General features: G+C 71.6%; 13 protein-coding genes. 7 read left to right on the plus strand and 6 right to left on the minus strand.

Annotated features, from left to right (window positions below; genetic code table 11):
- Window positions 1–7 precede the first annotated feature (7 nt).
- Both AB0C16_RS07265 and AB0C16_RS07270 read right to left on the minus strand, forming a co-directional pair.
- The gene (locus AB0C16_RS07265) at window positions 8–1,222 is read right to left on the minus strand and encodes an aminotransferase class III-fold pyridoxal phosphate-dependent enzyme (RefSeq protein ID WP_357679868.1); all 1,215 of its coding nucleotides are present in this window, start codon (window positions 1,220–1,222) and stop codon (window positions 8–10) included.
- A gap of 205 nt (window positions 1,223–1,427) precedes the next feature.
- Window positions 1,428–2,513 (minus strand): carbohydrate kinase family protein, encoded by a 1,086-nt coding sequence (locus AB0C16_RS07270; RefSeq protein WP_357679870.1) that lies wholly within the window; start codon window positions 2,511–2,513, stop codon window positions 1,428–1,430.
- 71 nt (window positions 2,514–2,584) lie between these two features.
- On the opposite strand from AB0C16_RS07270, the gene AB0C16_RS07275 reads away from it, so the two are divergent.
- Window positions 2,585–3,175 (plus strand): TetR/AcrR family transcriptional regulator, encoded by a 591-nt coding sequence (locus AB0C16_RS07275; protein WP_357679872.1) that lies wholly within the window; start codon window positions 2,585–2,587, stop codon window positions 3,173–3,175.
- A gap of 128 nt (window positions 3,176–3,303) precedes the next feature.
- Entirely contained in the window at window positions 3,304–3,942 is a 639-nt protein-coding gene (locus AB0C16_RS07280; protein ID WP_357679874.1) for a class II aldolase/adducin family protein, read from the plus strand.
- On the opposite strand, the gene AB0C16_RS07285 is transcribed toward AB0C16_RS07280, so the two are convergent.
- The gene (locus AB0C16_RS07285) at window positions 3,908–5,500 is read right to left on the minus strand and encodes a DUF885 domain-containing protein (protein WP_357679876.1); all 1,593 of its coding nucleotides are present in this window, start codon (window positions 5,498–5,500) and stop codon (window positions 3,908–3,910) included. The two genes, AB0C16_RS07280 and AB0C16_RS07285, sit on opposite strands and share 35 nt — an antisense overlap.
- Before the next feature lie 23 nt (window positions 5,501–5,523).
- Here AB0C16_RS07285 and AB0C16_RS07290 point away from each other — a divergent pair, with 23 nt between their 5' ends.
- On the plus strand, window positions 5,524–6,732 hold the full coding sequence (locus tag AB0C16_RS07290; protein WP_357679878.1) for a DUF4032 domain-containing protein: 1,209 nt from the start codon (window positions 5,524–5,526) through the stop codon (window positions 6,730–6,732).
- Between the two features lie 37 nt (window positions 6,733–6,769).
- Here the strand turns inward: AB0C16_RS07290 and AB0C16_RS07295 are convergent, their stop codons facing one another.
- Entirely contained in the window at window positions 6,770–7,372 is a 603-nt protein-coding gene (locus AB0C16_RS07295) for an NAD(P)H-binding protein (protein WP_357679880.1), read from the minus strand.
- A 229-nt stretch (window positions 7,373–7,601) separates the two neighbouring features.
- On the opposite strand from AB0C16_RS07295, the gene AB0C16_RS07300 reads away from it, so the two are divergent.
- The 4 genes from AB0C16_RS07300 to AB0C16_RS07315 are packed head-to-tail and all read left to right on the plus strand — an operon-like array spanning window position 7,602 to window position 9,630.
- A complete protein-coding gene (locus tag AB0C16_RS07300; protein ID WP_357679882.1) occupies window positions 7,602–7,979 on the plus strand; it encodes a roadblock/LC7 domain-containing protein in 378 nt (125 codons plus the stop codon).
- 3 nt (window positions 7,980–7,982) lie between these two features.
- Window positions 7,983–8,795, plus strand: a complete 813-nt coding sequence (locus AB0C16_RS07305) for a hypothetical protein (RefSeq protein ID WP_357679884.1) — start codon at window positions 7,983–7,985, stop codon at window positions 8,793–8,795.
- Window positions 8,792–9,223, plus strand: a complete 432-nt coding sequence (locus AB0C16_RS07310; protein WP_357679886.1) for a roadblock/LC7 domain-containing protein — start codon at window positions 8,792–8,794, stop codon at window positions 9,221–9,223. The genes AB0C16_RS07305 and AB0C16_RS07310 overlap by 4 nt, the downstream gene beginning before the upstream one ends.
- 35 nt (window positions 9,224–9,258) lie before the next feature.
- A complete protein-coding gene (locus AB0C16_RS07315; RefSeq protein ID WP_357679888.1) occupies window positions 9,259–9,630 on the plus strand; it encodes a hypothetical protein in 372 nt (123 codons plus the stop codon).
- Here the strand turns inward: AB0C16_RS07315 and AB0C16_RS07320 are convergent.
- Together AB0C16_RS07320 and AB0C16_RS07325 are read right to left on the minus strand one after the other, a co-directional pair.
- Window positions 9,627–10,466: an alpha/beta hydrolase gene (locus AB0C16_RS07320; RefSeq protein WP_357679890.1), complete on the minus strand. Its 840-nt coding sequence runs from the start codon at window positions 10,464–10,466 to the stop codon at window positions 9,627–9,629. The genes AB0C16_RS07315 and AB0C16_RS07320 overlap by 4 nt on opposite strands.
- A 49-nt stretch (window positions 10,467–10,515) precedes the next feature.
- On the minus strand, window positions 10,516–10,737 hold a 222-nt coding region (locus AB0C16_RS07325; RefSeq protein WP_357679892.1), incomplete at its 5' end, for a transposase.

Consider the following 10,737-nt stretch of genomic DNA (forward strand, 5'->3'; position numbering starts at 1 on the left):
GGCGCCTTCAGCCGAAGTGGGCTCGTGTCTCGGCGAACGCCTGGTCCGTGCCCTCCAGAGCGCGTGCGACGTCCTCCTCCGTGTGGGCGGCCGACATGAACCAGTTGTGCCACGGGTGGATGTAGACCCCGTGACGCAGGCAGGCGTCGCTCCAGTAGAGCGCCGTCGACAGGTCCGCGTCGCCGTCGAAGCTCAGCCAAGGAATCGTCACCGGCCCGGTCTGGCTCACCGTGAAGCCGTGCGCCTTGGCCTGCGTGTACAGCCCTTCGCGCAGCTGGGTCCCGGCCCGTTCCATGGTGGCGATGCCGCCGGTGTCGCGGAGCGTCTCGATCGTCGCCTTGGCCGCCGCCATGGCCACCGCCGAGAACCAGAACGACCCGGTCGAGTAGAGCGACCGCGCCGCGCCGCGCAACGCGTCGGTCCCGGTCACGGCGGCGATCGGGTAGCCGTTGGCCATGGCCTTGGACCAGGCCGTCAGGTCCGGCCGCACCCCATAGGGCTCCCACGAGCCCCGCAGGTCGATCCGGAACCCCGCCCGCACGTCGTCGATCACCAGCGCGGCCCCGATCCGGTCGGCCAGCGCCCGCGCGCCTCTCGCGAAGGCGGGCTCCACCAGCTCCTGGTCCTCGAACGAGTCGTGCTTGAACGGCGTCACGATGATCGCCGCCACGTCCCCCTCCACGGTCGCCGCCGCGGCCTCCAGCGACTCCAGCGAGTTGTAGGCGAACTCCACCAGGTCGGCCCGCTCGTTCGGCGTGGTGCCGGCGAGCGACGGCGTGCACCACGGGTCGGCCCCGTGGTAAGCCCCGTGCGCCATCAGCACCTTCGTCCGCCCGGTGGCGGCCCTGGCCACCATCAGCGCCTGGGTGGTGGCGTCGGTGCCGTTCTTGGAGAACATCGCCCAGTCCGCGCTGGGGACGGTGTCGACCAGCAGCTCGGCCAGCTCCACCATGACCGGGCCCGGCCCGTTGAGGCAGTCGCCGAGCGCGAGCTGGCGGGCGGCGGCCTCCTCGACGCGCGGATGCCGGTGCCCGAGCACGACCGGGCCCCAGCTGCACATGAAGTCGATGTACTCCCGGCCATCCACGTCCCACTGGCGGCAGCCCTCGCCTCGCTCGAAGAACTGGGGGTATCCGGGGGCGAAGATGGCGGCGTTGAGATGCCCGTACATCCCGCCGGGCACCACCTTCGCCGCCCTCCGCCGCAGCTCGGCGTCTGTCATCGCATCTCCTTAAAACTGGGGACCCCGCCCTTCAAGGCGGGGAGAATGCCATCACATCGAACACGTGCACGAACAGGAGACCTCGCCCGTGAACCCCCCTCGTCGACCAGGGGAAGGAGGTCAACGCGCAGCTCTCTCGTGTCGGTACGGCCCGGTCTCGCCGTACGGTCTCGCCGGAAACGGCGGCCCGCGCGGCCGGTGGAGGTCATGCCAGGAGGGCCAGGGTGGAGCCGAGGTCGGTGAGGCCCGCGTCGGAGCCGAGGCCGGTCGCCACCCGGGCGGCGGCGGCGGTGCCCCAGCGGGCCGCGCCGGCCACGTCCTGCCCGTGCAGCAGGCCCGTGACGAACCCGGCGCAGTAGGCGTCACCGCAGCCGGTCGTGTCGACGACCTCGGTCTTCAGGGCGGGCACCTGCTCGGTCCCGGCCTCGGTGACGACCAGGCTGCCCGCGCCGCCCAGGGTGACCAGCACTCCGCGCGGCCCTTCGGCCAGCAGCGCCCGCGCAGCGGCGACCACCTCCCGAGGCACGCCACCCACCCCAGCGTCAGCCGCCGCAGGGCCGGCCGCGCCACCCGCCGCGCGGTCGGCCGCCGCGGGGTCAGTCGCGCCACCCGCCGCGCGGTCGGCCGCGCCGCCTGCCCCAGAGCCGGCCGCGCCGTCTGCCGCGGAGTTCGCCACGGAACCCGTCGCGGCGCCGGCCATGAGCAGGGCCTGCGACTCGTTGGGGAGCACGTAGTCCACGTGGGGTAGGAAGGCGCGGGCCATGCCCAGCAGGTCGGGCATCTCCGACAGCAGGTCCATCGTCACGATGGTCCCGGCCGCCCGGATGGAGTCCAGCAGGTCGAAGAACGCCGGGTCGCCCAGCCCGAACGTCACGTCCATGCCGCCGAGATGCACCGCGCGAGCGCCGCGCAGGACCTCGGGGTCCAGGTCGGCGAGCGTCACGCCGAGGTTGGCGCCCGGCACGTGGAAGCTGGGACGGCCGCCGTCCGGCCTGATCGGCAGGATGGACGCCGCCGTCTGCTCGCCGGGGCGGCGCACCAGGCGGGAGACGTCGACGCCCCGCTTGGCCATCACCGCGAGCAGGAAGTCGCCGAGCTCGTCGTCGCCGATCGCGCCCATGGTGACGACGTCGTTGCCCAGCTTGACCAGGTCGACCGCCGTGCCGGCCGCCGAGCCGGCGGCGGTCAGGCGGATCTGGTCGACCAGCACGGTGTCCTGGCCCCGGGGGATCTGCTCGACGGGCCTGGCGAGGATGTCGACGATGTGGACGCCGACGGTGGCAACGGTCATGGACTAAATAGACAGACGTCCGAATAAAAAGTCAATATGCTGGGAGCGGCCGAGGAGAAGGGGGCACCACGATGCCGAAGATCGTTGACCACGACGAGCGCAGGCGCGAGGTGCTCTCGGCGGCCCGCCGGGTGATCGTCAGAGACGGCATCGACGCCGCCACCACCCGCGCGATCGCCAAGGAGGCGGGCTACTCCAACGGGGTGCTCGCCCACTACTTCGCCGACAAGGACGAGATCCTGCTGTCCGCGCTGCGCCAGTCTCACCAGCGCATCCGCGACCGGCTCACTCGCAAGGTCGAGGGCGCGAGCGGCCTGGCGGCGCTGCGCGAGCTGCTGCTCGACAACCTCCCCCTCGACGCCGAGCGCACCCAGGAGACCCGGCTCGAAGTGAGCTTCTGGAGCCGCAGCCTGGCCTCGGAGCGCCTCGCCGAGGTGCAGCGCGCCGAGGCCGCCGAGCTCCGCGCGGCCATCCGGGCGCTGCTCGCCGAGGCCCGCGCGGCCGGCGAGCTGGCCACGGGCGACAACCTCGACGACCTGACCGAGCACCTGCTCGCCCTGGTCGACGGTCTCAGCCTGCACCTGCTGCTCTATCCCGACCGGCTGACCCGGGTCGACATCGAGCGCCTGCTCCTCGCCGCCCTCGACCGCCTCGCCGCCTGAAAGACACCCCCAGGGCCCGAGCTTCGGCACCCGATCCCCCGACTGGTCGGAGGGTCGGCTCGAAGGCGCCCAGGGCCGCCAGGGCAAGGAGATTGCTGCATTTCGGACGGCCGACTACATTGCCGCTCATGAGCCTCCGCGAGCAGTTGTGCGAGTACGGCAGGCGCGCCGTCGAGCTGGGCCTGGTCATCGGCACGTCGGGCAACCTGAGCGTCCGCCAGGAGGATCTGGTCGCCGTGACCCCGTCGGGGGTGGCGCTCGACCGGCTGACCCCCGAGCTGTGCCCGATCGTCGACATGGCGGGCAACCTGGTCGAGGGCGAGCTCCAGCCGTCGTCGGAGACCCCGATGCACCTGGCCGTCTACGAGTCCGGCGACGCGCGGGCCGTCGTCCACACGCACTCGGTGTTCGGCACGGTCGTGGCCACCACGATGACCGAGCTGCCGCCGATCCACTACAACGCGCTGCTGCTGGGCGGCACGGTGCGGGTCGCCGACTACGCCACGTACGGCACGCCGGAGCTGGCGGCCAACGTCCGGGCGGCGCTGGAGGGCAGACAGGCGGTGCTGATGGCCAACCACGGCGGGATGACCATCGGCGCCACGCTGGAGCAGGCGTTCGAGGCCACCCGGCTGCTCGAGTGGCTGTGCGAGGTGTACGTGCGCGGGCTCGGCGTGGGCACGCCGAAGGTCCTGACGCCCGAGCAGCTGGACGCCGTGGTGGAGCGCGCGTTCAACCCGCCGGTGTTCCCCCGCCGGGCGCGCTGACGACCTGCTCGGCGAGGCCGAGCGGGAGCCCGCCCGCCCCGGCGATCCGATCGTGGAACGACTTCGGCGACCCTTGGTACGACTGCCTGATGCGGTCGATCTCGATGGCGCCCGTGAGATAGGACGGCGCCTGCGTGGGCCAGGCGCAGTAGCGGCTGACCTCGCCCCGGGCGGTGCCGGGCGTGAGCGACGCCTTGGTGGCCATGAACGTCTCGGCCTCCTCGATCGACATGTCCTCGCAGTGCAGCGCGGTGTCCACGACGATCCGGGCGGCGCGGAAGATGCGGCAGTCGAGGTGGGCCAGCTCGGTGGCGGGCGTGTCGAAGTAGCCCTGCTCGTGCAGCAGCTTCTCGACGTAGAGGGCCCAGCCCTCGGTGAAGTACGGCGTGCGGAAGACCTTGCGGACGGTCCGCGGGTTGGCGGCCAGGTGCGATAAGTGCCAGTGGTGCCCGGGGTAGGCCTCGTGCACCGCGATCGACGGCATCTGGGCCCGGGAGTTCGTCCGCAGGCGCTGCCGCACCTCCTCCTCGGTGAAGTCGTCGGGCGTGTAGGGCACGAAGAAGACGCCGGTGCGCGAGCTGGTCAGCGGCGGCGGCGCCAGGTAGTGGGCGACGGCCAGCACCGGCCGGGTGTATTCGGCCGACGGCAGCACCAGGCACTCCTCCCCCTCGGGGAAGGTGACCAGGTCACGGGAGCGGACGAACTCACGTGCCCGCAGCGTCTCGGCCTCGTACTCGGCGCGCATCGCCGCGAGGGTCGGGGGATGGTCGTCCATGAGCGACTCCATCGCGGCCCGCCAGTTCTCGGTGCCGTCGACCTTCCGGGCGACCCCGCGCATCTGCTCGTCCAGCGAGGCCCAGGCGGCTCTGCCCTTCTCGTGCAGCTCCGCCGCGCCGTAGCCGAGCAGCTCGCGCTCGCGCAGCAGGGTGGAGTAGAGCCGCTCCCCCATCCGCCAGGTGCCGCCGCACGTGAAACCGTCGAGGAAGGTGACGAGCCCGTCGAAGGCCTGGGCGGCGGGCTCGGCGGCCTCGGCCAGCTTGGTGCTCAGCGTGGTGTCGCGCACCATCGACGGGACGGTCCGGGTGAGGAAGCTCCGCCCGGTGCGCGCCTGCGCGAGGCCGCGTTGGACGAGCAGCGGCGCCGCGAGGTCGGGGTCCAGGTTGGCGCGGCAGGCGGCCAGCACCCCGGGCACCTCGGCCAGCCGCGAGACGGCGGCGGCGACCAGCTCGGGCTCGGGCTTGAGCCGCTGCTGGAACGGGGTGAACATCGAGGTGAAGATCGCCGAGAGGTAGACGGCCGGGTCGCGGCGCCAGTCCGGCCAGGAGGCGAGCGCCACCGAGCCCCTCAGCTGCGACAGGACGAGATCCCGGTCGATCGCGTCGTCCGGGGTGGCGGCCTCCGGGGTGGAGAGCCGTTCGAGCCAGCCGGCCTCCTCCCGCGCGCGGGAGGTGAAGGCGGCGGAGGAGAAGTCGCCGAGAGTGTGATCGTAGCCGTCGGCCCCCAGGTGGCTCGCGACGACAGGTCGCCCAGAAAAGTACCAGTTGAGAAACTCGTCCACGATCGCACAATATCCTGATCTCCATGCCCCTCCAGATCACCGGCACACTCAGCGACCCCGACCTGATCGGCCTGCCCTGGGACGTGCCGCTCGCGGACTGGCCCGAGCGCCATCTGGTCGACCTCCCGCGCGGCATCTCGCGGCACGTGGTGCGGTTCGCCAGGCTCTCCGGCAAGGTCTACGCGATCAAGGAGATCAGCGAGAGGTACGCCAGGCGGGAGTATCAGCTGCTGTGGGACCTGGCCAGGCTGGACGCGCCGTCGGTGCAGCCGGTCGCCTACGTCACCGGCCGCGAGGAGGGGCTCGACGCCGCGCTGATCACCCGGCACCTGCAGTTCTCGCTGCCCTACCGGGCCGTCATGTCCGGCACGCTGCGGCCCGACACGCTCACCCGGCTGCTCGACGCGCTGGCCCTGCTGCTCGTCCGGCTGCATCTGAACGGCTTCTACTGGGGCGACTGCTCGCTGTCCAACACGTTGTTCCGCAGGGACGCCGGGGCGTTCGCCGCCTACCTGGTCGACGCCGAGACCGGCGAGCTGCACCCGATGATCAGCGAGGGGCAGCGCCACCACGACATCGACATCGCCCACACCAACATCTTCGGCGAGATGCTCGACCTCGAGGCCGGCGGCCTGCTGCACCCGACGATCGACCCGATGGACACCGCCGAGGACATCGTCACGCGCTATCACCGGCTGTGGGACGAGATCACCCAGGACGAGATCATCGACGAGGTCGACTGGCATGTGGTCGAGCAGCGGCTCCGGCGGCTCAACCTGCTCGGGTTCGACGTGGCCGAGATGATGGTGCGCCGCAAGGTCGGCACCGGGCGGCTGATCGTCCGGCCCAAGGTGGTCGACGCCGGGCACCACCAGCGGCGGCTGCTCCGGCTGACCGGGCTGGACGTGGAGGAGAACCAGGCCCGGCGGCTGCTGAACGACCTCGACGGCTTCCGCGTGGCCCAGGGGCTGCGGCACGAGGACGAGGCGATCGTGGCCCACCGGTGGCTGGCCGAGGTGTTCCAGCCGACGGTGGCGGCCATTCCGGCCGAACTGCGCGGCAAGCTGGAGCCGGCGCAGATCTTCCACGAGGTCCTGGACCATCGGTGGTATCTGTCGGAGGCGGAGGGCTCCGATGTGGGCCTGAGCGCGGCCGTGAAGTCGTATGTCGGCAACGTGCTCGTCCACAAGCCCGACGAGAAGGCGCTGCTGCCGGACGAGCCCGTCCAGTAGACCGTTCGGCAGCCCTCTCGGCGAACCCGGTGGGCCCTCAGTAGGCCACGGTGATGCGGCGGCGGAGGTGCTCGAAGCGCTCCATCTCGTCGCCGACGGCGACCGCGAAGTCCTCGGCCGAGATGAAGCTGCGGCCCTCCGCGTCGGACAGCAGGTCGTCGCGGCCGATGCGGTAGGCGCCGGTGCGCACGCCGGGCGCGACCTCGGCGGCCGGTGAGACGTAGGTCCAGTCGAGGTCGCCGACCTCGCGGAAGAGCCGCAGGGCCGCCCGCTGCGCGAGCGCCTCCTTCCTGCGGGACTCGGGGAAGCCGGGCGCGTCGACCAGGTCGAGGCCGGGGGCCACCCGCAGGCTGCCCGCGCCGCCCACGAAGATGAGCCGCCGCACCCCGGCGGCGCGCACGCCGTCGATGAGCGCGCGGACGGCTTCCAGGAAGGGCTCCTCGGGCTCGGTGCCGTCGCGGGCCGGGGCTATCGCGGAGATGACCACGTCGTATCCCTTGGCGAGCGTGGCGGCGTCGCGCATGTCGCCCTGGATCGGGCCCGACCGGCTGACACCGGTCACGTCATGGCCGCGGCCGGTGAGCTCGGCGGCGATGCGGCTGCCGATCATGCCGGTGGCGCCAAAGAGAAGGATCTTCATATTTTCCACAGTACCCAGCGGGTACCCGCAACTTCATCGCGCCCTAATGTGAACCACATTCTTTATTCGCCCGAGCGATTCGGCTAAATCTAACCAAAAATCCGTCGCGGTGGGGTTTTTCTCTATCCCCGCCGTATAGCTGTTTAACTCCGCGTTTATCCCGGGCGCTTCTCCGCCTCCGCCCCTCCTACGCTGGCCCAATCCTTCTACAACGGCGAGGGGAGGACACGTGCTCGGGTTAGACGACTGTCTGATCGAGGTCATGGCCATACCAGGGGCCCTGGACGCGATGCTGCTGGACCAGACGAGCGGCATGGCGGTGGCCGTCAGCGGCTCGCCGCAGGGCGTCGACGCGGAACGTTCCGCCGCCGCCCTGACCGAGACGCTCCGCGCCACCGTGGACGGGCTGGCCCGCTCGTGCCCCGGCGACACGGTACGCATCGACGACATGCTCGTCACCACCGACCAGGGGCACCACCTGCTCAGGCTGATGGAGACGGCCTTCGAGGGCCCGCTGGTCATCTATGTGCGCCTCGACCTGGAACGGTCGAACCTGGCGCTCGCGCGCTACCGCCTGCGGGCCATCTCCAGCAGCCTGCTGACCTGACCCATGGCACCTCTCGACACGCTGCTGACGGGCCTCGCCCGCGAACGCTCCACCGGCGCCCTGCGCGTCGGCCGGGCCGGAACGGTCTTCCTCGACGAGGGGCGGGTGACGTACATGGAATGCGTCCAGACGCCGGGAGTCGAGCGGCTGCTCACCGCGCGCGGCCGGGCGACGGAGGCGACCCTGCGGAGGGTGCAGGCGGACGGCGGCTGCGAGCGGCTGCTCGACGAGGGCGTCCTCACGCTGGGCGAGCTGCAGTACTGCGTGCTGGGCGCCGTCCTGGACGCCGCGTTCTTCCTGCTGCCGGTCGGCGGGTCCCGGCCGAAGTTCCGCCCCGGGGAGCGCCACTGGCTGGGCGGGCGCTGGTACTTCGAGGTGTCGGGGCTGCTGCGGGAGTGCGCGCGCCGCCGCGCGCAGCTCGCCCAGATCTGGCCGTCCGCCGAGGTGGACACCGCTCCGGTACGTCCGGCGCCGTGGCTCGCGGGGCAGGGTGTGACCCTCGGCAAGGTCGAGTGGGAGGTCGTCGCCCGGGCCGACCACGAGGCGACGCCGCTCGACCTCGCCAGGCAGCTGGGCAGGTCGGGCTACTCGATCCTGCTGGCCGTGCGAAGGCTGGCGGCGGCCGGGCTGCTGGCCCCGCATGAGGAGCCCGAGCCCGCGGAGGAGCCCACGCTGCCCAGGCGGACCCGGCAGGCCGTCAAGGCGTCGGCCGCCGGCGGCACGGCGGGCCCGCTCTTCGGCCCCGCCGTGACGGCCGACCCGACAGACCTGGCCCTGCTGCTGCGCCTGAAGAAGGCCCTGGAGGAACTGGCATGAGGTTCCCCCCACTGACCGCCATGAGGTTGCCCGCGCTGAGAAGGAGGCCACCGGTGGAGCTGCGCGACGAGGTGCTCAAGGAGATGGTCCTCCTGCGCGAGCGCACCCCCGACATCAACGGCAGCGTCGCCTGCACGGTCGACGGGCTCGCCGTCGCCTGCGATCTCGAGGGCGACAACGGCGACCAGACGGCCGCGCTGACCGCGGCGATGGTCGCGATGAGCAGGCGCATGCTCGCCATGTCCGGCAAGGGCGAGCTGGAGGAGACGCTCGTCTCGGGGGCGGCCGGGTTCGCCGCGTTCTACACCGCGGGCCCCACGATCGTCCTCACAGTCCTGGCGCGCCCCGGCACGAACGTCGGGCTGCTCCGGCTGGAGGGGCGCAAGACGGCGGCCGCTGTCGGCCGCCACGCAGCACGGATCCGATGACCGATCGGATGACCGATCAACGAACGGAGGAAGACATGGCCAGCATGGACGTCTCTCTGAAGGAGATGATGACGATCGACGGCTCGCTCGGAGCCGCGATCGTCGACCACGGCAGCGGCATGGCGCTGGGCTCGCTCGGCGGCTCCAAGGAGCTGGACCTGCAAGTCGCCGCGGCCGGCAACACCGAGGTGGTCAAGGCCAAGCTGCGCACGATGGACTCGCTCGGGCTCAAGGACTCGATCGAGGACATCCTCATCACGCTCAGCGGGCAGTATCACATCATCCGTCCGATCAGCGGGCGCGGCGGCAAGGGGCTGTTCCTCTATCTCGCCCTGGACCGGGGACGGGCCAACCTGGCCATGGCCCGCCACCAGCTCCGTGCCATCGAGGAGAAGCTGGACGTCTAGCCCGCGGTCAGCTTGGTGATGGCGCCCACGATGTCCGGCCACAGGGGCCTCGGCAGGTCGTGGCCCATGCCCGGGTAGGTCAGCAGCGTGGCGCCGGGGATCGCCGCGGCGGTGGCCTGCCCGCCGGCCAGGGGGACGAGCTGGTCGTCCTCGCCGTGGATCACCAGGCTGGGCACGCCGACCCCGGCCAGCGACTCGGTGCGGTCGGGCGAGGCGAGGATCGCGGCCAGCTGCCGGGTCGTCCCGGCCGGGTCGTAGCACCGGTCGAAGGCCAGGCCGGTCAGCCTGACGATGCGCTCGCGGTCCAGCTCGTAGCCGGGCGAGCCGATCACGGCCCACGTCTCCAGCGCCCGCGCGAGCGCCGTCTCGCGGTCGGGAGCGGGCGGCGCGAACAGCACCGCACCGGCCGCGGGCGTGGGCTGGGCCACCGCCGGTCCGGGGGTGGACATGATGGAGGTGAGACTGGACACTCGCTCGGGGTGGCGGATCGCGAGCGCCTGGGCGATCATGCCGCCCATCGAGGCGCCCACCACATGGGCGCCGGGCCAGCCGAGCGCGTCCATGAGCCCGGCCGCGTCGTCGGCCATGTCGTCCAGCACATACGGCGAGGACGCCCCCAGCTCGGGGACGTCCTCGTCGTGGAAGTGCGTGGAGAGGCCGGCGTCGCGGTTGTCGAACCTGACGACGTGGTGGCCCTGCTCGGCCAGCAGCTCGCACAGGTCGTCGTCCCAGTGGATGAGCTGGGCGCCGAGCCCCATGATCAGGAGCAGCGGGCGCCCGGCCGGCGAACCGAAGCCCTCGTACGCGATCTCGATGCCGTTCACGGCCGCACGCATGGTCACGAACCTAGAATGGCATTCTAGTCGCTGCCGGTAAAGAGGGTCTTCACGGTGGAGCGGGGCTGTGTTCTCGCTTGATCGCTGAGCGTGATCTCCGTTTGGTTACGCTTCGTGCTGGGCGTCGGGTCGTACGGGTTGTGGCGTAGCGGGAGCGGCGACGCTGGTTGGCCGGATTGCGGAGGCCGAAGGCGATACGGGCGACGAGCTTGATGACCCGGTTGGTGCCCTCGCTGGCGGCGTTGGAGACCTTCAAGATGACGGCGGCAGC

The organism is Nonomuraea sp. NPDC048916, from assembly GCF_040649575.1.
Taxonomy (GTDB): domain Bacteria; phylum Actinomycetota; class Actinomycetes; order Streptosporangiales; family Streptosporangiaceae; genus Nonomuraea.

Excerpts from the sequence above, each read along its gene's own strand:
- AB0C16_RS07265 (WP_357679868.1), bottom strand. The coding sequence starts at position 1,222 with ATGACAGACGCCGAGCTGCGGCGGAGGGCGGCGAAGGTGGTGCCCGGC.
- AB0C16_RS07270 (WP_357679870.1), bottom strand. The coding sequence starts at position 2,513 with ATGACCGTTGCCACCGTCGGCGTCCACATCGTCGACATCCTCGCCAGG.
- AB0C16_RS07275 (WP_357679872.1), top strand. The coding sequence starts at position 2,585 with ATGCCGAAGATCGTTGACCACGACGAGCGCAGGCGCGAGGTGCTCTCG.
- AB0C16_RS07280 (WP_357679874.1), top strand. The coding sequence starts at position 3,304 with ATGAGCCTCCGCGAGCAGTTGTGCGAGTACGGCAGGCGCGCCGTCGAG.
- AB0C16_RS07290 (WP_357679878.1), top strand. The coding sequence starts at position 5,524 with ATGCCCCTCCAGATCACCGGCACACTCAGCGACCCCGACCTGATCGGC.
- AB0C16_RS07295 (WP_357679880.1), bottom strand. The coding sequence starts at position 7,372 with ATGAAGATCCTTCTCTTTGGCGCCACCGGCATGATCGGCAGCCGCATC.
- AB0C16_RS07305 (WP_357679884.1), top strand. The coding sequence starts at position 7,983 with ATGGCACCTCTCGACACGCTGCTGACGGGCCTCGCCCGCGAACGCTCC.
- AB0C16_RS07310 (WP_357679886.1), top strand. The coding sequence starts at position 8,792 with ATGAGGTTCCCCCCACTGACCGCCATGAGGTTGCCCGCGCTGAGAAGG.
- AB0C16_RS07315 (WP_357679888.1), top strand. The coding sequence starts at position 9,259 with ATGGCCAGCATGGACGTCTCTCTGAAGGAGATGATGACGATCGACGGC.
- AB0C16_RS07320 (WP_357679890.1), bottom strand. The coding sequence starts at position 10,466 with ATGCGTGCGGCCGTGAACGGCATCGAGATCGCGTACGAGGGCTTCGGT.